Origin of the sequence: Caulobacter vibrioides OR37, from assembly GCF_000372645.1 — a bacterium.
In the GTDB taxonomy this organism is placed as follows: Bacteria; Pseudomonadota; Alphaproteobacteria; order Caulobacterales; family Caulobacteraceae; genus Caulobacter; species Caulobacter vibrioides_E.
The window spans coordinates 17,657-37,860 of the sequence record NZ_APMP01000021.1 but is presented as its reverse complement, the minus strand read 5'-3'; the positions used below and the strand labels follow the sequence as shown (position 1 = coordinate 37,860).

Below are 20,204 nucleotides of genomic sequence, written 5' to 3'. Positions count from 1 at the left end.
TCCGTTCCGCCAAGCCTTGCCATGGCGGCGGTCAGCGCCGATGTTCCGGCCATGCACGCCCGGATCGCCTCGCTGTATCGCCACCCCGTCAAGGGGTTCACGCCCGAGCGCCTCAAGGCCGCCGAGCTCGCGGCGGGGCTGTGCTTTCCGTGTGACCGCCTGTTCGCCGTCGAGGATGGCCCCAGCGGCTTCGATCCCGCCGCGCCGAACCACCTTTCGAAGATGAAGTTCGCGGTGCTGGCCAAGATCCCGGCCGTCGCCAAGGCCCGCACCGCCTATGACGAAGCCCGCGGCGTGTTCAGCGCCCGCGCCGAGGGCCGTCCCGATTTCGCCGGCGACCTGAGGACGGCCGAGGGACGCGCCGGCTTCGAGGCCTGGCTCGCCGACCTGCTGGGCGAGGCCGTCTCGGGGCCGCTGAAGGTGATCGAGGGGCCTGGCGCGCACCGGTTCATGGACAGCCGCTCCGGCTATGTCTCGATCGTCAACCTGGCCAGTGTCCGCGATCTATCTCAGCGCGTCGGCCGTCCTCTGGATCCGCTGCGCTTTCGCGCCAATCTCTATGTCGAGGGCTGGCCGGCCTGGGTCGAGAACGACTGGACCGGCAGGCGCATGACGATCGGCGCCGCCAGGGCCGAGGTCCTCAAGCCCATCGTCCGCTGCGCCGCCACCCATGTCGATCCGACCACGGCCGAGCGGGATGTCGAGGTGGTCAAGGCGCTGTTCGACCACTACGGCCACATGTTCTGCGGCGTCTATGTGAACGTCACCGAGGGCGGCGCGGTGGCCGAGGGCGATGTGGCGGCGGTGGATTAGGCCTCAGCCGAGATGGGCTCTGGCGTTCATGCTTTGGTGCAGCACACGGACGATCTCGACCCCGACGCCGATGCGATAGAAGATCACATGCGAGCCTGCGGTTCGTCGCCGATAGCCGGGACGAAGGCTGTCGTCCGGCCATCCCAGGTCAGGACGTTCGGCGATCATCTCGATCACGGCTTGGATCTCGCGCAAATAGTCCGCGGCGCGCCAGGAGCCCCAACGATGTTTCGAATAGCTCCAGATGTCGTCGAGGTCGGCTTTGGCGCGACGCGATAGCCGATAGGGTTTCATTCCTCGTGGAAACCCGGGGGCGCTGAAGCCCGCGCTTTTTCGTCGATGAAGGCGTCAAAATCGAAATCGTCGATGAAGCCGCTTTCCTCGCCCTCGACCAGGGCGGCCCGCAGGGCCGCTAGTTTGGCTTCATTCTCCTCCAGCAGGCGAAGACCGGCCCTGATCACCTCGCTGGCCGAGCCATAGCGCCCCGCCGCGAGCTGATCGTCGATGAAGGTCTGGAAGTGATCGCCCAGGGTGACGGAGGTGTTCTTACTGGCCATGTCGTCGAAAATACCAAAAACTGGTACCTCTTTCAATCTCGCCTCCTTCCGCTTAACCCGCTAAATCCCCGCCATGACCCTGACCCTCGTCAAAGCCTGGACCGCCGCCAAGGATCGTCTGAAGGACGCCGGCATCGATCAGCCGTCGATCGACGCGCGCCTGATGCTGGAGGTGGCCGCCGGCGTCACCCGCACCGAGATCGTCACCGATCCCTATCGCGAACTGACCGCCGAGCAGGTCGCCACGCTGAACGACTATCTGGACCGCCGCGCCAAGCGCGAGCCGGTCAGTCACATCATCGGCCGCAAGGGCTTCTGGAAGATCCTGCTGCAGGTGAACAAGAACGTGCTGACGCCGCGTCCCGAGACGGAGGTGATCGTCGACGAGGTGCTGAAGGCCTTCCCCGAGGCCATGCCGTTCTCGATGCTGGACCTGGGCGTGGGCTCGGGCACGATCCTGCTGGCGGTGCTGGCCGAGCGGCCGGCGGCCAAGGGGCTGGGGGTCGACGCCTCCGACGAGGCTCTGGCCGTGGCGCGCGACAACGCCGCCAACCTGAACCTCGACGGCCGCGCCGCCCTGCTGCGCGGCGACTGGACGGCCGGGCTGGGCGACGCCAGTTTCGACCTGGTCGTCTCCAACCCGCCCTATATCCCGACGGCGGTGATCGAGACCCTGGAGCCCGAGGTTCGCGACCACGAGCCGCGTCTGGCGCTCGACGGCGGGGCCGATGGCCTGGACGCCTACCGCTTGCTGGCGCCGGAAATCCTGCGGGTGCTGAAGCCCGCCGGCATGTTCGCGGTCGAGATCGGCCACGATCAGTCCAAGGCCGTCGAGGCGCTGTTCCGCGACGCGGGCGCCGGCGAGGTGCGGACGGTCAAGGATCTGTCGACCTACGACCGCGTGGTCGTCGGGGTGAAAAATCCCTTGGAAACCGGGGCGTGAACCGCTAGACGAGTCTTGTCTCCTTCCAAATCGCCGGGTGACGGGAAAAGCGGGCGTCGCAGACGCTTGCGAGGCTCCCCCGGCAGGCGCGCCCGGTCCGCCGGTCGCCGCGCCGAAAGACAGGGCGGGGGCTCTACGGAAACCCGTGTCTCTGAAACCTAACCAGGGTTCGACCCGCCCAGAGACCAACAAGGCCGGACGCGCCAGCGCAAGACTGACCTCCGGACAGGTTCAGAAGAGAACATGAGAGATTTCAAGGGCATGAAGCGCCAGCGCGGTCGCAATAATCGCGGCGGAAGCGGTGGCAAGCCTCAGCAGCACAACGCCAACCGCGCGTTCGACTCGAACGGGCCCGAAGGCGTGAAGGTGCGCGGCGCCGCCCAGAGCGTCTACGAGAAGTACCAGCAGTTGGCCCGCGACGCGTCGTCGTCCGGCGACCGCGTGCTGGCCGAGAACTATCTGCAGCACGCCGAGCACTATTTCCGCGTCCTGCGCGCCATTCAGCCGAATCGTCCGGTGGCCGACATCGTCGGCAAGGACGTCTACGCCGCCTACGAGATCGACTTCGAGGCCGAGCCCGAAGAGGTCGAGGCCGTCGAGACGCCGGCCGCGGCCGACGGGCAGGGCGAAGGCGCGGAGGGCGGCGAGGGCGGCGAACAACGCCGGGACCGGTTCGAGGGCCGCGACCGCGATCGTAACCGTGACCGCGACCGCAACTTCGATAACCGCGACCGTGATCGCAACCGCGACAACCGCGACGGCGAAGGCCGCCGCGACCGCTGGCGCGACCGCGACGACCGCGACCGCAATCGGGATGACCGCCCCCGTGATGACCGTCCGCGTGACGACCGTCCTCGCGAGGAGCGTTTCCGGGATCGTGACGACCGTCCGCGTGATGATCGTCCGCGCGAGGAGCGTCCCGCCGCCGAGGGCGACCAGCCGCAGGCCGAGGGCGAATACCGCGAGGGTCGTCGCCGCCGGGACCGCAATCGTGACCGCGACCGTGACTGGCAGCCGCGCGGCGACCGCGATCCGATGGCCGTGATCGAGCCGGAAGCCGCGCCCCTGCCGTCGTCCGGCGAAGCGTCGAGCGGCGAGGGCTCGCCCGTTCTGCGCGGTCAGGACGGCGCCATCAGCCATGCGCCAGCCTTCCTGGGTCGCAAGGCCGAACGCGCGGCCGAACCCGCCGCGCCGGCCGCCGAGGCGCCGGCGCCCGCCGCCGAGGCGACCGAAGAGGTCAAGAAACCCCGCCGCCGCCGCGCCCCGCGCAGCTTCGAGGCCGGCGAAAGCGCTCCGGCCGGTTCGGAGCCCGAAGAGGCCTGATCGGCGCAGCATCGCCTTAGATCAAAGGGAGTCGCTTCGGCGGCTCCCTTTTTCGTTGGGCCCTAGAGCCTTATCCGCTCGAATGGAATCATTCGAGCGGAAAAATAAGGCTCTAAATCAGACATTTAGAGCGTGATAACCGCCGAAACCGCTTACACTTTCGGCTATCACGCTCTAGGGGGCGCCTTATGGCCCCGCTTGCGCCCGAGTTTCGCCACCGACCTTGGCGCTAGTATCGCGACCTGGGGTTTAGAGGGGCGGGCGGTGGGCGGCGGACGGGCGCGGCGACGGCTTATGGTCGTGATCGTGGCTTCGGGAGGCTTTCACCTCCTGCTGCTCGCGGCGTTCATCGTCGACCTGGATGGAAGACCTGTCGCCCCCAATCCACCGCCGATGCTGGTCTGGCTGGAGAAGCCGTCCGCGCGCTCGCCAGCCGCTTGGCCGTCACGGCGAGGTCCGGCCAGGACGTCCGTGGCGCGGCGCCCGAGCGATGTCGCGCCGACCGCGCCTTCGGATGCGCCCTCGATCCCAGCCGGCCCCGCGTCCGCCGAAAGCGCCGCGGCGACTCCCGCCGCGCCGGCCCTTCCGCGTGGTCTGGGCGGCTGCCGGCTGGCCGATCTCGAGCGCCTGCCGCGTGACGAACGCGAGCGTTGCGAGGAGCGCCTGGCCCAGGGAACCGGCGGGGCGGGCGTCGGGCCGAACCTCCAGCTTGGCGGGCGCGGGTCGCGAGACGTCAGGCCCTATCTGACGCGCCCACCCAAGGACGGCTGCAAGCCGGTCGGGAGCGTCAAGAACAATGGTCCCCTGGGGGAGACGAGCGTCACCATGGCCGTCGGCTGCGCGCGATCCTTCTAGCCGACCCCAAGGGCGGGGAGGGGCGGTTGCGCCCCGCGCCGCCGCCGCCGATAACGACATTGTCGAGTTTGGAGCACAGCGCCGAGCCCATGGTTGTTCTTCGCCGTCCGATCCTGCCGCTGCTGCTCGCCGCCACGACGGTGCTGGGCGGCTGCGCGTACAACGCCGATCTGGGCCGAGACCAGCTGCTGATCGTCAAGGACGAGAACCTGGCGGCCGATGGCGAAAAGGCCTGGGCCGATACGCTGCGCACCACCTACACCTCCAAGGAGCCGCGCCGGAACGCCCGGGTGCGCGCCGTTGGCCAGAGGGTGATCACGGCGGCGGGTCTGGGGGATCGGCCGTGGGACTACGCGGTGTTCCTGGACGAGAGTCCCAACGCCTTCGTGCTGCCCGGCGGCCATGTCGGCGTGACGGTGGGGCTGCTGGACATGGTCGACAACGACGACCAGCTGGCCGCCGTGATCGGTCACGAGGCCGGCCACGTCGTCGCCCACCACGCCGCCGAGCGGGCCTCTCAGGAAACGACGTCCAAGATCCTGCTGGGGATCGCCGGCGCGGCGGCGGGCGGCAGCGACTTCGGCAAGCTGCTGAAGGACCACGGCGACCAGGCGGCCAAGTACGGCGTGCTGCTGCCCTTCTCGCGCAAGCAGGAGCTGGAGGCCGATCGCCTGGGCGTCGATTTCATGCAGCGCGCCGGCTATCGCCCGCGCGAAGCCGTGCAGCTCTGGCGCAAGATGCAGGCGCTGGACGCGGGCCAGGGCCATGCCTCGGGCGGGGAGCTGAGCTCCACCCATCCGTCGGACGCCCTGCGGATTTCCGAGCTGGAACGTTATCTGGCCAGTCGCGGCTGGTAGGCCCTTGTGTGGCGGATCGGCCACACCTAAATGCCCCTTCGGAGCGCGTTGTGCTTGCTCAAGGCAGCGCGCCCAGATCCGCCTAGGAAGGGGACATCATGAATATCGATCTCTATTCGGATCGCGCCAAGCAAGCGATCCAATCGGCCCAGAGCCTGGCCCTCGCGCGGGGCCATCAGCAATTCGCGCCCGAACACCTGCTCAAGGTCCTGCTCGAGGAGAAGGACGGGCTTTCCCGCGCCCTGGTTCAGAGCGCCGGCGGTCGTCCGGACCAGCTGGACGGCGGCGTCGAGACGCTGCTCTCCAAGACCCCGCGCGTCGATGGGGCCGGCGGCCAGCTCTACATGAAGCCCGACACGGCCCGGGTGTTCGCCGAGGCCGAAAAGAGCGCCAAGGCGGCCGGCGACGCCTTCGTCACCACCGAACGCCTGCTGATCGCCATCGCCAAGGAAGGCGCGGAGGCGGCGAAGTTGTTCAAGGAGGCCGGGGTTTCGCCCAAGGGGCTGGAAGACGCCGCGACCGCCATGCGCAAGGGCCGCACCGCCGACAGCGCCAACGCCGAGGAAGGCTATGAGGCGCTGAAGCGCTACGCCCGCGACCTGACCGCGGCCGCCAAGGACGGCAAGCTGGATCCGGTGATCGGCCGCGACGAGGAAATCCGCCGCACGATCCAGGTCCTGTCGCGCCGCACCAAGAACAACCCCGTCCTGATCGGCGAGCCCGGCGTCGGCAAGACCGCCATCGTCGAGGGCCTGGCGCTGCGCATCATCAATGGCGACGTGCCCGAAAGCCTGAAGGACAAGCGGCTGCTGTCGCTGGACATGGGCAGCCTGATCGCCGGCGCGAAGTATCGCGGCGAGTTCGAGGAGCGCCTGAAGGCGGTCCTGGGCGAGGTTACGGCCGCCGAGGGCTCGATCATCCTGTTCATCGACGAGATGCACACCCTGGTCGGGGCCGGGAAGTCCGACGGCGCCATGGACGCCTCCAACCTGCTCAAGCCCGCCCTGGCGCGCGGCGAGCTGCACTGCGTCGGCGCCACCACGCTGGACGAGTACCGCAAGCACGTCGAGAAGGACGCGGCCCTGGCCCGTCGTTTCCAGCCGGTGTTCGTGCAGGAGCCGACGGTCGAGGACACCATCTCGATCCTGCGCGGCCTGAAGGAGAAGTACGAGGTCCACCACGGCGTGCGGATCAGCGACAGCGCCATCGTCGCCGCCGCGACCCTGAGCAACCGCTACATCGCCGACCGCTTCCTGCCCGACAAGGCCATCGACCTCGTGGACGAGGCCTCCAGCCGCGTGCGGATGGCGATCGATAGCAAGCCCGAGGAACTCGACGAGATCGACCGCCGCCTGGTGCAGTTGAAGATCGAGCGCGAGGCGCTGGCCAAGGAAACCGACGCCGCCTCCAAGCAGCGCCTGGAGAACCTGGAGGTCGAGATCGACGACCTGCAGTTCCGCAGCGACGAGATGACCGCCAAGTGGAAGGCCGAGAAGGAGAAGGTCGGCGGCGCGGCGCAAGCCCGCGAAGCCCTCGACCGCCTGCGCGCCGACCTCGCCAACGCCCAGCGCGCCGGCGACTTCGCCCGCGCCGGCCAGATCCAGTACGGCGAGATCCCGGCCCTGGAAAAGCGTCTGGCCGACGCCGAGGCCGGCGAGGGTTCGGCCCTGACGCCGGAAGTCGTCGACGCCGAGCAGATCGCCGCCGTGGTCAGCCGCTGGACCGGCGTGCCGGTCGAGAAGATGCTGGAGGGCGAGCGCGAGAAGCTCTTGAAGATGGAGGACGAGCTGCGCGGTCGCGTGGTGGGCCAGGACGAGGCCTTGCAGGCCGTGTCCGACGCCGTCCGCCGCGCCCGCGCCGGCCTGCAGGATCCGTCGCGCCCCATCGGTTCGTTCCTGTTCCTGGGCCCGACGGGCGTGGGCAAGACCGAGCTGACCAAGAGCCTGGCCGAGTTCCTGTTCGCCGACGAGCACGCCATCACCCGGATGGACATGTCGGAGTACATGGAAAAGCACTCGGTCAGCCGCCTGATCGGCGCGCCTCCCGGCTATGTCGGCTATGACGAGGGCGGGGCGCTGACCGAGGCCGTCCGTCGACGTCCGTACCAGGTCGTGCTGTTCGACGAGATCGAGAAGGCTCACCCGGACGTCTTCAACGTGCTCTTGCAGGTGCTGGACGACGGTCGCCTGACCGACGGCCAGGGGCGCACGGTCGACTTCCGCAACACGCTGATCATCATGACCAGCAACCTCGGCGCCGAATTCCTGGCCAACCAGGAAGAAGGCGAGGATGTGGAAGCCGTCCGGCCGCTGGTGATGAACACGGTGCGCGGTCACTTCCGTCCCGAGTTCCTCAACCGGATCGACGAGATCATCCTGTTCAAGCGCCTGAACCGCGCCAACATGGGCGACATCGTCAAGATCCAGCTGCAGCGCGTCGACAAGCTGCTGGCCGACCGCCGCATGGCCCTGGCGCTGGACGCCGAGGCCCTGAACTGGATCGCCGACAAGGGCTACGACCCGGTCTACGGGGCGCGCCCGCTCAAGCGCGTGATCCAGAAGGAACTGGTCGACCCGATCGCGCGCAAGCTGCTGGCCGGCGAGATCGAGGACGGCGGCGTGATCGCCGTCGGGGTCACGGATGGCGGCCTGTCGTTCGGGAAAGCGGTGCTGCAGTAGGTGTTCAAAGCCCCTCTCCCCTTGCGGGAGAGGGTGGCCCCGGCGAAAGCCGGGGTCGGGTGAGGGGCTGAGGATAATATCCGCCGCGACGGGCCTTTCCGCTGGTCGCGGCGGTTTTCGTATGAGCGACCCCTCATCCGTCGCTTTCAGCGACACCTTCTCCCGCAAGGGGAGAAGGGGGAGGCTTTTCTCACCGCCCTTCGCGGTATCTCCCCGCATGGCCAAAACCACCAAACTGATCGTCGAGTTCGACATCGAGGTCGATGGAGACCCCTATGTCTGGCGGCTGCATCGCCTGCCGCAATGGTCCTACGACCCGTCCGAGCGCCACGGCAAGGTGCTGGCCGTCCGCCACAAGGAAGGCCAGCGCGAGGCGCTGATCGAGTTTCCGCCCGGCCCTAAGCCCAAGTTCAGCGCTCCGCCGCTGAAGTCCTCGCAGATCCCGGCCCGCCAGGTCTCCACGGCGATTTCCGCCGCCATCGAGGCGGGCTGGGAGCCGCTGTCGCGCGGCAAACCCGTCGTGATTTATGTGGACGAAGAAGGCGGTTGATGAACAACCCGCTGCGACTCCTGGCGCCGGCCCTGATCCCGTCGTGGAACTTCTTCGACGTGATCGCGCCGTCGCCGCGTGTCGAATACGCGCTGAGCGAAACCGCGACGACCGCGCCGGCCGCCTGGACCGAGTTTCGGCCGCGTCCCGCGCGCGTCTCGATCCTGACGATGCTGATGCGGCTTTTCTGGAACCCGCGCTGGAACCAGAGCCTGTTCGTCACCGCCTGCGCCGAGCGCCTGGTCGATCAGCCCACGGCCCACAGCGAGGATGAAATCTTCCGCCGGCTCGCCGTCGACCTGCCCGATGACGCGGCCGGTTGGCTGGCCTTCCGCCTGGCCTTCGTCAGTCGCCAGGGCGAGACGATCGAGCGCGAGGTGCTGTTCCAGGCCGCGCCGCGTCGGCTGGAGACCTTGCGGTGATCACCCTGACCGGCGCCGCGCGCCTGACCGAGCTGATGCTGGCCCTGGCTCTGCTGCAACAGAGCCTCGAGCACCTGCGCGGGCTTCGCGACGAGCGGATGCTGTTCGCGGCGCGGATCGCGCTATGCCTGCTGGTGCTGGCCGGCGTCGCGCGGCCCTGGCCGCTGGTGGGGATGGCCGGGCTATCGCTGCTGATCCTGCAACGCTTCCAGGGCCCCTATAACGGCGGCAGCGACCGCATGGGCCTGCTGGTCCTGTGGAGCCTGGCCCTGGCCGAGCTGATGCCCAGCCGCCCCTTGCAGGAGCTGTTCTTCGGCTATCTGGGCGCGCAGCTGATGCTGTCCTATTTCGTCTCCGGCGCGGTGAAGGTCGTCAATCCCGACTGGCGGTCGGGCCGGGCGCTGTCGGACGTGTTCCGGTTCTCGGCCTATCCCGTCAGCGAGGGCTTGCGAGCCTGGGCCCAGCGCCCTCGGGTGCTGCTGGTCATGTCGTGGGCGGTGATGGCGTTCGAGCTGGCCTTTCCGCTGACCCTGCTGTGGCGACCCGCCCTGATCGCCGGCCTGGTCGTGGCCGCGACCTTCCACCTGGCCAACGCCTGCCTGTTTGGCCTGAACCGCTTCTTCTGGACCTGGCTCTGCGCCTATCCGGCGATCCTGTGGCTGCAGGGACGGGTGGTGGGCGCCTAGAGCGCGTTAGGTTTAAGTGTGTGCGGTTAAACCGCTCGAACGCGCTCTAAATGTTTGAATCTAGAGACTGTTTATCCGCTTCAAATGATTCCATTTGAAGCGGACAGGCTCTAGCGCCCCAGCTTCGCCAGGGCCGCGCGCATCGCCACGGCCTGGGCCGCGGGCGGCTTGCCCGCGGCGGTGGCCGCCTTTTCCACGTCGTCCAGGACCTCGTCAATCAGGCTGACGGGCCGGGCGATCGGCGCCTTCGCCGCCGGGACCAGCGCCGCCACCTTGCGGACCGCCGCCGCCATCTGGCCGCATAGCCGCGCCGTGTCGCGGGCCTTGGCGATGGCGACGGGATCATCGCCGGCCTCGATCACGGCCCATGCCGCGTCGAGAGCGGCCATCATCCGGGCCTGGAGGGCGGCGCACCAGGCGCTGGGGGAACGGGCGCTGGAAGATTGGATCTGGCTCATGGAAGTAGAGCATGAGGCCGCGTCGGGGAGCGGGGATAAGAAATGTGTGTTTTTATATAAGTAATTGTTTTAAAACGTCTATGATCTGAAAAGTACGGGATTGGAAGCGTCCCTCTCCTTGCGGAGAGGGCGCCCCGCGACGCGGGTCGGGCGATGGGGCGCTCGGCGCGTCCGGCGCGACTCCTCATTCCGGCCCTGTGGATAACTTTTCGCCGTTACGCCCCGAACCCCACCGTCACAACCGCCCGCGCCACGTCGGCCAGCACGGCGTCGCGCCCTTCGTCGTCGAGCTTGGCGCCGGTCAGGTAGGTCGTGATCAGAAGCGGCGCGCGCCCGGGCGGCCAGATCACGGCGATGTCGTTGGTGGTGTGGCGGCCGTCGCTGCCGGTCTTGTCGCCGATCTTCCAGGTCTTGGGCAGGCCGGCCCGCAGTCGGGCGTCGCCGGTCTGGTTGGCGACCAGCCAGCCGACCAGCCGCGCGCGCGACTCCGCCGTCAGCGCGTCGCCGACCGTCAAGGTCCGCAGCGTTTCCAGCATCGCCTTGGGGCTGGTCGTGTCGCGTAGGTCGCCGGGTCTGGCCGCGGTGTTCAGCGCGGGCTCGATGCGGTCCAGGCGAGTGACGGGGTCGCCCAGGGCGCGGGCGAAGCGCGTGACGCTGACCGGACCGTCCACGGCGTCCAGCAGCAGGTTGGCGGCCGTGTTGTCGCTGAGCGTGATCACGGCCTGGCACAGGTTGGCGATCGTCATGCCGGGGCCGACGTGCTTCTTGGTCTCCGGCGAGTAGTCGACCAGGACCTCGGGGCCATATTGGACGCGGCGGTCCAGGCGTTCGCGCTTCTGGTCGACCCGGCGCAGCACGAGGCCCGCCAGCAGCATCTTGAAGGTGCTGCACATCAGGAAGCGCTCGTCGCCCCGCGCGGCGAAGCGGCGTCCGTCCTGGGTGTCCAGCACCGCCACCCCCAGCCGGCCGCCGCCGCGCTTTTCCAGGGCGTTAATACGTAGGCTAAGGGAATCCGCGAGCGGCGCCGCGCGCGAGAGGACGGGCAGGGCGGCGGGCGCGGCCGCCAGGGCCGCCAGAAGGGTTCTGCGATCGAGCATTCGGGGTCTCCTTGCTCGCGAAACCTGCCGGGGACTGGCCTTGGCCGCAAACGACGATACCTTGGCCGAGCCCCTAGCTGAATTTGGGTCTCCATCATGAGCCGCGCTCAACTGCCCCTGAACGCCCTGCGCGCCTTCGAGGCCTCGGCCCGCCATCTGTCGTTCACGCGCGCCGCCATCGAACTGTGCGTGACCCAGGCCGCCGTCAGCCATCAGGTGAAGGGGCTGGAGGCGCGGCTAGGCGCGCCGCTGTTTCGTCGGTTGCCCCGGGGATTGGCCCTGACCGACGAAGGCCTGGCCTTGCTGCCGTCGGTCCGGGAGTCGTTCGACGTGCTAGGCGACGTGCTGGCCCGTTTCGAGGGCGGTCGGGTCATGGAGGTGCTGAGCGTCGGGGTGGTGGGCACCTTCGCGGTCGGTTGGCTTTTGCCGCGCCTTCCCCGATTTCGCGCCGCCCATCCGTTCGTCGATCTGCGGCTCTTCACCAACAACAACCGCACCGATCTGGCCGGGGAGGGGCTGGATTGCGCGGTGCGCTTCGGCGACGGGGCCTGGCACGGCACCGAGGCCGCGCCGCTGTTCGAGGCGCCGATGAGCCCGCTGTGCGCGCCCGCCATCGCCGAGCGGCTGGAGGAGCCGGCGACCCTGTTCCGCGAGACCCTGCTGCGCAGCTATCGCGCGGCGGACTGGCCCGACTGGTTCGCCGCCGCCGGCCTGTCGCCGCCGCCGATCCGAGGCCCGGTCTTCGACAGCTCCTGGGTGATGGTCGAGGCGGCGATGCAGGGGATGGGCGTGGCCCTGGCGCCGCCGATGATGTTCGCGCGCGATTTGCAACAAGGACGCCTCGTCCGGCCGTTCGCCGCCGAGGTCAGCGCGGGCCGCTACTGGCTGACCTGGCTGAAGTCCAAGGCCCCGAGTCCGGCCCTGCGCGCCTTCCAGGACTGGCTGTCCGAGGTCGCCAACGAAGAAAATTTTTCACGGAACCAAAGTCCGGCCGCCGCGCTCGCGCGCTAAATAGAAGTCGCATATTTCTCTGCTGCATCAAGGCCATGGCTTGGCCGCGAAGCGCCGGAATCGCGCCCATCTTTGGACAAGTTCGGCTGTCCGATTTGCAACGGCGAGCGTTGCAGGACGTCTCGCTTTCACGACGGACGAGACAAACATGATAGCCAACACGAAGACCATGATGGTCGCCGCCGCCCTGGTGATGGGCGGCCTCTCGGTCAGCGGGTGCGCGACCAAGAGCTATGTCAACAAGCAGGTTGGTCAGGTCGATGCGCGGGTCAGCGCGCACGACACCCAGATCGGCCAGCAGCAACAGCAGCTGGGTGAGCTGGACAAGACGGCGAAGGATGCGCTCGATCGCGCCACCGCCGCCGGCAAGCTGGCCGAGGGCAAGTTCCAGTATGCCCTGGTGCTGAGCGACGACTCGGTGAAGTTCCCGACCAACGCCTCCACCCTGTCGCCGGAAGCCGAACAGCGCCTGGGCGAATTCGCGGAGAAGCTGAAAGCCGACAACAAGAACGTCTACCTGGAAATCCAGGGCCACACCGACAACAAGGGCGGCAAGGCCTATAACGACGAGCTGGGCGGCAAGCGCGCCGAGGCGGTGCGTAAGTATCTCAGCATGCACGGCGTGGCGCTGAACCGCATGGCCACGATCTCCTATGGCCAGGACGCCCCCGTGGCGCCGAACAACACGCGCGAGGGCCGGGCTCAGAACCGCCGCGTCGTGGTGATGGTGCTCAGCTAGCTTTGGTTCCAGGAGGGCTTCCATCGGCCCGCATCAACCCGATGGCAGCCCTCCAGGGCGGACCCGCCGGCGCGGGAGTGAGCGCCGCGCCGGCGAGTTTGCGCGCGACTAGAGCCCTTTCCGATCTGATTGATCCAATCAGATCGGATAAAAAGGGCTCGAAATCAAAAGTTTAGAGCATTTTTCGATCCGATAACCGTTTCACACTTATCGGAAAATGCTCTAGACGGCCTTGAACCGCGCCGCCGGCGTGTTGCGCGAGAGATTGGGATAGAGCTTGGCCTTGGCGGCCAGGGCGGCGTTCCAGTCGGCCGCATCGGGCAGGGACGGGATCGTCACCAACTCACCTTGATCGAAGCCCGCGAGCGCCGCGTCGACCAGGTCGTCGACCTCCATGAGCGTGTTCGGATCGATGGCGTTGATGTCCGAGCCCGAACGCTCCCAGATCTCGGTGCGCGTGGCGCCGGGCAGCACGGCCTGAAGGCGGACGGCCGACTGGGCGAACTGCGCGCGCAGGCCCTGAGTCAGGTACGTGACGAAGGCCTTGGTCGCGCCATAGACCGGCATCCCCAGCTCCGGGATCAGCCCGACCACCGAGGCCAGGTTGACGATCGCGCCCCTATCGCGCGGCACGAAGTTACGCGCCGCCGCGGCCGCCAGGCGGGTCACGGCGACGACGTTGAGTTGGATCATCCTTTCGAAGGCGTCGGGATCGTTGGCCACGAAGTCATTGGAGCCCGCCACGCCAGCGTTGTTGACCAGGACGGTGATCGCGGCGTCGGTCGCCAGGCGCTGCTCGACTCTCTTTAGATCGGCCTTGTCGGTCAGGTCCGCCTTGAGGACCTCGACCTTGACGCCGGTCTCGGCGCGAAGCCGTTCGGCCAGGGCGTTCAGGCGGGCCTCGTCGCGGGCCACCAGGATCAGGTCGTGGCCGCGCTTGGCCAGGCGATCGGCATAGACCGCGCCGATGCCGGTCGACGCGCCGGTGATCAGGGCGGCGCCTTGGCTGGTGTTGTCGCTCATGGTGTGGTTCCTGAAAGGGTTGGCCGAGGCCCCAGCGGTCCGGCGTGTCCTCTAGCTATGGGGTAACTTGCTTTTCGCAAGTGACGGCCCACATCTTTTGTCATGAGCAAATCTGAACGCCCTTCGACCCAATGTCCGGTCGGCCGCACGCTGGAGCGGGTGGGCGACTACTGGACCCTGCTGATCCTGCGCGACGCGTTTCAGGGCCTGACGCGCTTCGACCAGTTCGAGAAGAGCCTGGGGGTCGCGCCCAACATTCTGACGAAGCGGCTGGCCGGCCTCGTCGAAAGCGGATTTCTGGAGAAGCACGCCTATAATGAGCGGCCGCCGCGCTACGAATACCGGCTGACGGACCGGGGCCGCGACTTCGCGCCGGTGCTGACGGCGATGCTGGCCTTCGGCAACCGCCAGCTCGCCCCGGAGGGCGTGTGCGGCCAGCTGGTCGACCGCGACACGGGCCTGGCCGCCGAACCGATCATGGTCGACCGGATCAGCGGCAAGCCGATCACCGCGGAGGCCTTCGCCTACGCGGCTGGACCGGCGGCGGGATCCGAAGTGCTGGATCGGGTGGCGTTCATCGCGGCGAAGCAGGCCAGCGCGCGATAGGGGTTGTTCCGAAGCGGCGGGAACGGCAACGTCCGACCGCTGCTTTTTCGGAGTCTCGATGCGCCTGCCGTTGATCCTCGCCGCTGGCCTCATGGCCGCCGGCGTTTCCCACGCCGAAACCCCGGCGCCCAGCAACGACCAGCCGACGCTGCGCGCCATCGCCGCCGACGTCGATCCCAAGGCGCTGGAAGGCACGATCCGCGCGCTGGTCGGCTTTGGCACGCGGCACACCCTGTCGGACGTGACCTCCGACAAGCGCGGCATCGGCGCGGCCCGCCGCTGGACCAAGGCGCGCTTCGAGGCGATCTCCAAGGACTGCGGCGGTTGCCTGACCCTGGAGACGCCGTCCCAGACCTTCACCGGCAAGCGCGCGCCGAACGGCGTCGTGGTCGAGGACGTGCTGGCGGTCCAGAAGGGGACCACCGACCCAAGCCGCGTGATCATCATCGCCGGCCATATCGACAGCCGGGTCACCGACGTCATGGACTTCACCAGCGACGCGCCGGGCGCCAATGACGACGGCTCGGGCGTGGCGGCGGTGATCGAGGCGGCGCGGGTGCTGTCCAAGCACAAATTCCCGGCCACCCTGGTGTTCGCGGTGCTGTCGGGCGAGGAGCAGGGCCTCTATGGCGGCAAGGTGCTGGCCGACCACGCCAAGGCCCAGGGCTGGAAGGTCGAGGCCGATCTCAACAACGACATCATCGGCAACAGCCACGGCCAGAGCGGCGTGATGGACAACACCCATGTCCGCGTCTTCTCGGAAGGGACCAAGGCCGTCGAGACCCCGGAACAGGCCAATGGCCGGCGCTACAACGGCGGCGAGGTCGACAGCCCGTCGCGCAACCTGGCGCGCTATCTGGACGGCTTGGCCGATCGCTATCTGACCAATCTGGACGTCACGATGGTCTACCGCACCGACCGCTACGGCCGGGGCGGCGACCAGGTGCCGCTGCTGGAGGCCGGCTATCCGGCGGTGCGCGTCACCGAGGCGGTCGAGAACTACGATCGTCAGCACCAGACCCTGCGCACCGAGAACGGCAAGGCCTATGGCGACACCATCGAGGGGGTGGACTTCGCCTACCTGGCCCAGGTCACGCGGCTGAACGCCATCGCCATGGCCAGCCTCGCCTCGGCCCCGCCGCCGCCGTCGGGCGTCAAGATCGAGGGCGCGGTCAGCCCCGACACCAAGGTCTCGTGGACGCCGACGCCGGGCGCGGTCGGGCATCGCGTGTGGTGGCGCGGCACGACCGACCCGACCTGGCGCTTCAGCCGCTGGGTCCCGGGCGCGGCGACCACCACGCTCAAGGACGTGGTGATCGACGACTTCTTCTTCGGCGTCTCGTCGGTCAGCGCCGACGGCTGGGAGAGCCCGGTGGTGTTCCCGGGGGCGGCGGGCAGCTTCGAGAGCGCGGCGCCGGCGACGGCTCCGAAGTAAGCGCCCCCTCCGTCACGTCGCGTTCCGCGCCGCGCCACCTCCCCCGCGTCGCGGGTGAGGAGAGTCTCATCCTCCCCCGTGCAACGGGGGAGGGGGACCGCGAAGCGGTGGAGGGGGCGCTTGCGATGCTAAGCAATCAGATCCGGATCGTTCCGCTTGAGCCACGCCGCCGCGTAGGAGCAGAGCGGGGTGATCCGCATCCCTTCCGCGCGCGCGGTCTCGGCGACCTTGCTCATCAGACGTCCAGCCGCGCCCGTGCCGCGCAGCGCCATGTCGGCCTCGACGTGCGGGATGACCAGCCGATGCCCCGACCGCTGATAGTCGGCCACGGCCAGCAGGCCGTCGACCTCCAGCTCGTAGCGGCTGAGTTCGGGATTATGGCGGAAGGTCTCGGTCATGACGGGTGAACGCGTCTCGCGGGCGATCTGATCCTCGCCAGATGGGCCTAGACCAGCTCGATCGCCATCGCCGTGGCCTCGCCGCCGCCGATGCACAGGCTCGCCAGCCCCTTCTTGCCGCCGCGCGCCTGAAGCGCCGAGATCAGGGTGCAAAGGATTCGCGCGCCCGACGCGCCGATCGGGTGGCCGAGGGCGCAGGCGCCGCCGTTGACGTTCAGCTTGTCTTCCGGAATGCCCAACGCCTGTTGGGCGTACATGGCCACGACCGCGAAGGCCTCGTTGACCTCGAACAGGTCGACGTCCTCGACCGACCAGCCGGCCTTGCTGAGCGCCTTGCGCATGGCCGGGGCCGGCGCGGTGGCGAACTGGGCCGGCTCCTGGGCGTGGGCGGCGTGGCTGACCACGCGGGCGACGATCGGCAGGCCCAAGGCCTCGGCGACGCTTTGGCGCGTCATGACCAGGGCGGCGGCGCCGTCGCTGATCGAGCTGCTGTTGGCGGCGGTGATCCCGCCGTCGCGGCTGAAGGCCGGACGCAAGGTGGGGATCTTGGCCGGATCGGCCTTCAGCGGCTGTTCGTCGGTGTCGATGACCTCGGTCCCCTTGCGGGTCGTGACGTTGACGGGGGTGATCTCGGCCTTGAACGCGCCGGTCTCGATCGCGCGCTTGGCCTTGGCCAGGCCCTTGGTCGCGTAGTCGTCCATGGCCTCGCGGGTGAACTGGTGCGCCTGAGCCGTGTCCTCGGCGAAGGCGCCCATCAGCTTGCCCGGCGTATAGGCGTCTTCCAGGCCGTCCAGGTACATCGAGTCCCACATCTGATCGTGGCCGATGCGCGCGCCGCCGCGGTGCTTGGACAGCAGGTAGGGCGCGCCGGTCATGCTCTCCATGCCGCCGGCCACGATGAGGTCCGCGCTGCCGGCGGCCAGGGCGTCGTGCGCCATGATCGCGGCCTGCATCCCGCTGCCGCACATCTTGTTGACGGTGGTCGCCTCGACCGAGATCGGCAGGCCCGCGCCCAGCGCCGCCTGGCGGGCCGGGGCCTGGCCCAGACCGGCCGGCAGAACGCAGCCCATGAAGATCTGCTCGATCTTGTCGCCGGCCACGCCCGCGCGCTCCAGGGCCGCCTTCACCGCGGCGGCGCCCAGCTCGGTCGCCTTCACGCCGCCCAACGCGCCCTGGAAGCCGCCCATCGGCGTGCGGGCGTAGGAAACGATGACGACGGGATCGGCGGCGGACATCGGGTAGCTCCCTGAACTTGTTTTCGAGGCGGGATAGGCCCTCATCGGCGCGCGAAGCGCAAGGGGCGGCGCGCGCCAGGAAGAGGACGGCGAGCGGCCGTCGACGGGGGATCGCCGAGGTCGCTCGCCAGTTGGCAATAACCGAGAGAGTCAATTGCGATAAAAAACCTACCCCAGTTCATATTCAAACGCAACGCTCTCTTGCTTTCCCTCGCGGAACGCCTCACCCTCCTCGTATGGGCCGCACAGCTGACTATACGAACGAACGTTGCTCGGTCGCCGCCACGCTGGAAGTCGTGGGCGATCCGTGGACCTTGCTGATCCTCCGCGACGCCTTCGCCGGGGTGAAGCGCTTCGAGCAGTGGCAGGAGCGGCTGGGCGTGGCCCGCAATGTCCTGGCCGCCCGGCTGAAGACCCTGGTCGGCCACGGCGTCATGGAAACGCGGCGCTATTCCGAGCGCCCGCCGCGCCACGAATATTGGCTGACGCAGAAGGGTCTGGCGCTGTCGCCGGTGCTGCTGACCATGGCCGAATGGGGCGACCGCTATGTCTATGGTCGCGACAACTCGCCGATCCTGTTCAGGCACAAGACCTGCGGCTGCGCGTTCCATCCGGTGCTGGCCTGCGAGGCTTGCGGCGAGGTCGTGAGTCGCCGCGACCTCGAACGCGTCCCCCGGGACGCCGAAGGGCCGACCGTCGGCGAGGCCCTGGAGGCCGTGAAGGTCGCGGCCGAGTGAGCTACCGCTTCGGCGACCGCAACCGTCATTCCCGCCACATGGGCGGGAATGACCCGATACCGACAATGGCTGGCGGTGGCTATCCGAGGGTCTGGATTCGGCGCTGATGGCTTCTCACGACTCTAGTCAGACATTGCGCCACGACCGTGCGTCGTGAGATGCGATAACCTATGCTACAGCTCAAAGATGATCGCTGGTCAGGCCTCGTCCACGCATATGGAGCGGCATCGGACGTCCCTATGCTTCTCTGCCGCCTCGAAGAAAACCCGAGGCAGATGGGTGCCAATGATGAGCCGTGGTTCACCCTTTGGTCGAGCCTTTGCCATCAGGGAAATGTCTACAGCGCGTCCTACGCTGCGGTTCCGCACCTCGTCAGGATCGCTCTTTCCGCACCTGGACCAGTTGACTTTAGCTTTTTCCTTCTTCCGGCTTCAGTTGATGTGGCGCGATTAAAGGGGGCTGGACCGGAAGTTCCTGAGTTTCTCAGACAGGCTTATCACGACGCTATTCAGGGTCTCGCCGATTGCGCCGCCGCCCATCTGAGCGAAGCCTGGGGCGAAGACCTGGCGATTGCGGCTACTGCTGCGGTAGCGGTGTCCAAGGGCCATCATCAACTAGCAGAAGCGGTGATGAATCTCGATCACGACTGGATTGCCAAGATCAACAAGGGGGACTGGGACTAAGTATGCGCTGGCTAGCTGCGCTTCTAGCGCTCGTCCCCTCCACTAACATCGCAGCCGGAGAATGGCCGCCCTTGCCCAAGTCAGGCTTCGTCAGTGGCAGGTTGGCGACTGAAGCCGATCTCAAGCGCGGCGACGCCGTTTTTCTCTCTCTGGTGGACGGAAAGCCTTCCGGTTCACCCGCGCCAATTAGCGTCCCGCAGTTTGCCCATCTCATTGTGGACAACGGTGCGCGTCGCGCCGTGGTCGTGATCCAAGCTGAGAAAAACGAGCAAGGGACACTGTTCGGACTGAAGGACGCGAAAGGCAACGAGTACGTCGCCACCGAAGGCGAGGTTGTGCTTTTCGGCTCAAACCATCCCTAAGGACGTCCCCTAACGACCTTCCGTGACCTTCACGATGGCCGCTTCCGGCGGCGGAGATCGTGTCGGCGCATTCCCTTATTTCAGGGCGGGCATGACGGCGCTTTTTCGGCTGCGCCTTAATCCGCCACCCCGCCCCGCAGCGGATCCTCGCCGGTCAGGTCCTTGATGTGCTGTCGCTGGCGGCGGACGCCTTCGGCGGTGACCTTGGCGGGCTTGGGCGGTTCGGGCGGCTTGGGGGACGGCGGCCTTGGCTTGGTCATTTCGCGCCTCGCACCACCCATTGGGCGGCCCCGACGGTCAGAGCGTCTTCCACCAGGCCGGTCGAAGTCTGTCCCCAGCGGCGCAGCGCCCTCATGCGCGCGTCGAAGGTGACGTAGGACGCGGCGACCGCCGCGCCGGCTCCGAGGGCCGCGCCGAGCAGGAGATGCTTGCGCGGCGCCAGGGCCGCGCCCGACAGGCCCCCGGCCAGGAGGCGGGCGGCGATCCCGGCGGGCACGATTCGGTCCGGCGCCGACTTCAGCTTGTCGCCCCAGAGCTCGCCCGCCGCCAGCGCCTTGGAGCCGGCCGAGAACAACGGATGGGCCAGCAGTCGCACGGCTGGATTGGCGTCGGAGAGCTGGCCGCTGCGGGCCGCCTCGCTGACCGTGGCCAGCGGCGTCAGCGCGCGGGAGCCGGCCGAAAGGCCGATAAGCAGGGATCGAAGCATGGGGACCTCCGGGGGGTGTTCCTTGCGGAA

The 20,204-nt window shown here is 68.1% G+C and carries 25 protein-coding genes and 1 pseudogene; 17 read left to right on the top strand and 9 right to left on the bottom strand.

The window, feature by feature from the left end:
* Positions 1-51 precede the first annotated feature (51 nt).
* Positions 52-813 (top strand): MOSC domain-containing protein, encoded by a 762-nt coding sequence (locus OR37_RS14735; RefSeq protein WP_081612957.1) that lies wholly within the window; start codon positions 52-54, stop codon positions 811-813.
* 3 nt (positions 814-816) lie between these two features.
* On the opposite strand, the gene OR37_RS14730 is transcribed toward OR37_RS14735, so the two are convergent.
* Together OR37_RS14730 and OR37_RS14725 are read right to left on the bottom strand one after the other, a co-directional pair.
* Complete coding sequence (locus OR37_RS14730; RefSeq protein WP_004621495.1) at positions 817-1,107, bottom strand: type II toxin-antitoxin system RelE/ParE family toxin; 291 nt, start codon at positions 1,105-1,107, stop codon at positions 817-819.
* Positions 1,104-1,370, bottom strand: a complete 267-nt coding sequence (locus OR37_RS14725; RefSeq protein ID WP_035017479.1) for a type II toxin-antitoxin system ParD family antitoxin — start codon at positions 1,368-1,370, stop codon at positions 1,104-1,106. Before OR37_RS14725 ends, OR37_RS14730 begins: the two co-directional genes overlap by 4 nt.
* Before the next feature lie 73 nt (positions 1,371-1,443).
* Between OR37_RS14725 and prmC the strand changes: the two genes are divergently transcribed.
* From prmC to OR37_RS14685, 9 genes and pseudogenes are all read left to right on the top strand, one after another.
* A complete protein-coding gene (prmC, locus tag OR37_RS14720) occupies positions 1,444-2,313 on the top strand; it encodes a peptide chain release factor N(5)-glutamine methyltransferase (protein ID WP_004621491.1) in 870 nt (289 codons plus the stop codon).
* Between the two features lie 37 nt (positions 2,314-2,350).
* A pseudogene (locus tag OR37_RS22430) lies at positions 2,351-2,560 on the top strand (hypothetical protein).
* Positions 2,557-3,636, top strand: a complete 1,080-nt coding sequence (locus tag OR37_RS14715; RefSeq protein ID WP_004621489.1) for a DUF4167 domain-containing protein — start codon at positions 2,557-2,559, stop codon at positions 3,634-3,636. The pseudogene OR37_RS22430 and the gene OR37_RS14715 overlap by 4 nt, the downstream one beginning before the upstream one ends.
* Before the next feature lie 300 nt (positions 3,637-3,936).
* Positions 3,937-4,491 carry a hypothetical protein gene (locus tag OR37_RS14710; protein ID WP_131368829.1) on the top strand — a complete coding sequence of 185 codons (555 nt, stop codon included), beginning with the start codon at positions 3,937-3,939 and terminating at the stop codon, positions 4,489-4,491.
* 89 nt (positions 4,492-4,580) lie between these two features.
* Complete coding sequence (locus OR37_RS14705) at positions 4,581-5,348, top strand: M48 family metallopeptidase (RefSeq protein ID WP_035017475.1); 768 nt, start codon at positions 4,581-4,583, stop codon at positions 5,346-5,348.
* A gap of 98 nt (positions 5,349-5,446) precedes the next feature.
* Positions 5,447-8,026: an ATP-dependent chaperone ClpB gene (clpB, locus tag OR37_RS14700; RefSeq protein ID WP_004621482.1), complete on the top strand. Its 2,580-nt coding sequence runs from the start codon at positions 5,447-5,449 to the stop codon at positions 8,024-8,026.
* Positions 8,027-8,243: 217 nt separating this feature from the next.
* Positions 8,244-8,576: a hypothetical protein gene (locus tag OR37_RS14695; protein WP_004621481.1), complete on the top strand. Its 333-nt coding sequence runs from the start codon at positions 8,244-8,246 to the stop codon at positions 8,574-8,576.
* Positions 8,576-8,998: a hypothetical protein gene (locus OR37_RS14690; protein ID WP_004621478.1), complete on the top strand. Its 423-nt coding sequence runs from the start codon at positions 8,576-8,578 to the stop codon at positions 8,996-8,998. Before OR37_RS14695 ends, OR37_RS14690 begins: the two co-directional genes overlap by 1 nt.
* Positions 8,995-9,684, top strand: coding sequence for an HTTM domain-containing protein (locus OR37_RS14685; protein WP_004621476.1), 690 nt, complete (start codon positions 8,995-8,997; stop codon positions 9,682-9,684). Before OR37_RS14690 ends, OR37_RS14685 begins: the two co-directional genes overlap by 4 nt.
* 110 nt (positions 9,685-9,794) lie before the next feature.
* On the opposite strand, the gene OR37_RS14680 is transcribed toward OR37_RS14685, so the two are convergent.
* Entirely contained in the window at positions 9,795-10,142 is a 348-nt protein-coding gene (locus OR37_RS14680; RefSeq protein WP_035017474.1) for a hypothetical protein, read from the bottom strand.
* 215 nt (positions 10,143-10,357) lie between these two features.
* The gene (gene bla / locus OR37_RS14675) at positions 10,358-11,239 is read right to left on the bottom strand and encodes a class A beta-lactamase (RefSeq protein WP_004621473.1); all 882 of its coding nucleotides are present in this window, start codon (positions 11,237-11,239) and stop codon (positions 10,358-10,360) included.
* Between the two features lie 96 nt (positions 11,240-11,335).
* Between bla and OR37_RS14670 the strand changes: the two genes are divergently transcribed.
* Together OR37_RS14670 and OR37_RS14665 are read left to right on the top strand one after the other, a co-directional pair.
* The gene (locus OR37_RS14670; protein WP_004621472.1) at positions 11,336-12,250 is read left to right on the top strand and encodes a LysR family transcriptional regulator; all 915 of its coding nucleotides are present in this window, start codon (positions 11,336-11,338) and stop codon (positions 12,248-12,250) included.
* 148 nt (positions 12,251-12,398) lie between these two features.
* Positions 12,399-12,989 carry an OmpA family protein gene (locus OR37_RS14665; RefSeq protein ID WP_004621470.1) on the top strand — a complete coding sequence of 197 codons (591 nt, stop codon included), beginning with the start codon at positions 12,399-12,401 and terminating at the stop codon, positions 12,987-12,989.
* A 222-nt stretch (positions 12,990-13,211) separates the two neighbouring features.
* Here the strand turns inward: OR37_RS14665 and OR37_RS14660 are convergent, their stop codons facing one another.
* Positions 13,212-14,012, bottom strand: a complete 801-nt coding sequence (locus tag OR37_RS14660; protein WP_004621468.1) for an SDR family NAD(P)-dependent oxidoreductase — start codon at positions 14,010-14,012, stop codon at positions 13,212-13,214.
* Between the two features lie 102 nt (positions 14,013-14,114).
* Here OR37_RS14660 and OR37_RS14655 point away from each other — a divergent pair, with 102 nt between their 5' ends.
* Positions 14,115-14,618 carry a winged helix-turn-helix transcriptional regulator gene (locus OR37_RS14655; protein WP_004621466.1) on the top strand — a complete coding sequence of 168 codons (504 nt, stop codon included), beginning with the start codon at positions 14,115-14,117 and terminating at the stop codon, positions 14,616-14,618.
* Positions 14,619-14,676: 58 nt separating this feature from the next.
* Positions 14,677-16,053: a M20/M25/M40 family metallo-hydrolase gene (locus tag OR37_RS14650; RefSeq protein WP_004621464.1), complete on the top strand. Its 1,377-nt coding sequence runs from the start codon at positions 14,677-14,679 to the stop codon at positions 16,051-16,053.
* A gap of 128 nt (positions 16,054-16,181) precedes the next feature.
* Here the strand turns inward: OR37_RS14650 and OR37_RS14645 are convergent, their stop codons facing one another.
* Together OR37_RS14645 and OR37_RS14640 are read right to left on the bottom strand one after the other, a co-directional pair.
* Positions 16,182-16,451 (bottom strand): GNAT family N-acetyltransferase, encoded by a 270-nt coding sequence (locus OR37_RS14645; protein ID WP_004621463.1) that lies wholly within the window; start codon positions 16,449-16,451, stop codon positions 16,182-16,184.
* Positions 16,452-16,498: 47 nt separating this feature from the next.
* The gene (locus OR37_RS14640; protein WP_004621460.1) at positions 16,499-17,686 is read right to left on the bottom strand and encodes an acetyl-CoA C-acyltransferase; all 1,188 of its coding nucleotides are present in this window, start codon (positions 17,684-17,686) and stop codon (positions 16,499-16,501) included.
* Positions 17,687-17,922: 236 nt separating this feature from the next.
* Here OR37_RS14640 and OR37_RS14635 point away from each other — a divergent pair, with 236 nt between their 5' ends.
* The 3 genes from OR37_RS14635 to OR37_RS14630 all read left to right on the top strand — a co-directional run bounded on the left by OR37_RS14635 (position 17,923) and on the right by OR37_RS14630 (position 19,468).
* A complete protein-coding gene (locus OR37_RS14635) occupies positions 17,923-18,423 on the top strand; it encodes a winged helix-turn-helix transcriptional regulator (RefSeq protein WP_004621459.1) in 501 nt (166 codons plus the stop codon).
* 239 nt (positions 18,424-18,662) lie between these two features.
* The gene (locus tag OR37_RS21115; RefSeq protein ID WP_200864141.1) at positions 18,663-19,106 is read left to right on the top strand and encodes a hypothetical protein; all 444 of its coding nucleotides are present in this window, start codon (positions 18,663-18,665) and stop codon (positions 19,104-19,106) included.
* 71 nt (positions 19,107-19,177) lie between these two features.
* On the top strand, positions 19,178-19,468 hold the full coding sequence (locus OR37_RS14630; RefSeq protein ID WP_004621457.1) for a hypothetical protein: 291 nt from the start codon (positions 19,178-19,180) through the stop codon (positions 19,466-19,468).
* A gap of 116 nt (positions 19,469-19,584) precedes the next feature.
* Here OR37_RS14630 and OR37_RS21860 read toward each other — a convergent pair whose 3' ends face one another.
* Positions 19,585-19,728, bottom strand: coding sequence for a hypothetical protein (locus tag OR37_RS21860; protein WP_004621454.1), 144 nt, complete (start codon positions 19,726-19,728; stop codon positions 19,585-19,587).
* The gene (locus tag OR37_RS14625) at positions 19,725-20,174 is read right to left on the bottom strand and encodes a hypothetical protein (protein WP_004621452.1); all 450 of its coding nucleotides are present in this window, start codon (positions 20,172-20,174) and stop codon (positions 19,725-19,727) included. The genes OR37_RS21860 and OR37_RS14625 overlap by 4 nt, the downstream gene beginning before the upstream one ends.
* Positions 20,175-20,204 lie beyond the last annotated feature (30 nt).

Bases quoted from the DNA above. Each gene is read 5' to 3' on its own strand.
- OR37_RS14690 (WP_004621478.1), top strand. From the start codon at position 8,576: ATGAACAACCCGCTGCGACTCCTGGCGCCGGCCCTGATCCCGTCGTGG.
- OR37_RS14695 (WP_004621481.1), top strand. From the start codon at position 8,244: ATGGCCAAAACCACCAAACTGATCGTCGAGTTCGACATCGAGGTCGAT.
- OR37_RS14715 (WP_004621489.1), top strand. From the start codon at position 2,557: ATGAGAGATTTCAAGGGCATGAAGCGCCAGCGCGGTCGCAATAATCGC.
- OR37_RS14655 (WP_004621466.1), top strand. From the start codon at position 14,115: ATGAGCAAATCTGAACGCCCTTCGACCCAATGTCCGGTCGGCCGCACG.
- OR37_RS21860 (WP_004621454.1), bottom strand. From the start codon at position 19,728: ATGACCAAGCCAAGGCCGCCGTCCCCCAAGCCGCCCGAACCGCCCAAG.
- clpB (WP_004621482.1), top strand. From the start codon at position 5,447: ATGAATATCGATCTCTATTCGGATCGCGCCAAGCAAGCGATCCAATCG.
- OR37_RS14730 (WP_004621495.1), bottom strand. From the start codon at position 1,107: ATGAAACCCTATCGGCTATCGCGTCGCGCCAAAGCCGACCTCGACGAC.
- OR37_RS14705 (WP_035017475.1), top strand. From the start codon at position 4,581: ATGGTTGTTCTTCGCCGTCCGATCCTGCCGCTGCTGCTCGCCGCCACG.
- prmC (WP_004621491.1), top strand. From the start codon at position 1,444: ATGACCCTGACCCTCGTCAAAGCCTGGACCGCCGCCAAGGATCGTCTG.
- bla (WP_004621473.1), bottom strand. From the start codon at position 11,239: ATGCTCGATCGCAGAACCCTTCTGGCGGCCCTGGCGGCCGCGCCCGCC.
- OR37_RS21115 (WP_200864141.1), top strand. From the start codon at position 18,663: ATGCTTCTCTGCCGCCTCGAAGAAAACCCGAGGCAGATGGGTGCCAAT.
- OR37_RS14680 (WP_035017474.1), bottom strand. From the start codon at position 10,142: ATGAGCCAGATCCAATCTTCCAGCGCCCGTTCCCCCAGCGCCTGGTGC.
- OR37_RS14650 (WP_004621464.1), top strand. From the start codon at position 14,677: ATGCGCCTGCCGTTGATCCTCGCCGCTGGCCTCATGGCCGCCGGCGTT.
- OR37_RS14645 (WP_004621463.1), bottom strand. From the start codon at position 16,451: ATGACCGAGACCTTCCGCCATAATCCCGAACTCAGCCGCTACGAGCTG.
- OR37_RS14665 (WP_004621470.1), top strand. From the start codon at position 12,399: ATGATAGCCAACACGAAGACCATGATGGTCGCCGCCGCCCTGGTGATG.
- OR37_RS14670 (WP_004621472.1), top strand. From the start codon at position 11,336: ATGAGCCGCGCTCAACTGCCCCTGAACGCCCTGCGCGCCTTCGAGGCC.
- OR37_RS14640 (WP_004621460.1), bottom strand. From the start codon at position 17,686: ATGTCCGCCGCCGATCCCGTCGTCATCGTTTCCTACGCCCGCACGCCG.
- OR37_RS14725 (WP_035017479.1), bottom strand. From the start codon at position 1,370: ATGGCCAGTAAGAACACCTCCGTCACCCTGGGCGATCACTTCCAGACC.
- OR37_RS14735 (WP_081612957.1), top strand. From the start codon at position 52: ATGCACGCCCGGATCGCCTCGCTGTATCGCCACCCCGTCAAGGGGTTC.
- OR37_RS14635 (WP_004621459.1), top strand. From the start codon at position 17,923: ATGGGCCGCACAGCTGACTATACGAACGAACGTTGCTCGGTCGCCGCC.
- OR37_RS14660 (WP_004621468.1), bottom strand. From the start codon at position 14,012: ATGAGCGACAACACCAGCCAAGGCGCCGCCCTGATCACCGGCGCGTCG.
- OR37_RS14625 (WP_004621452.1), bottom strand. From the start codon at position 20,174: ATGCTTCGATCCCTGCTTATCGGCCTTTCGGCCGGCTCCCGCGCGCTG.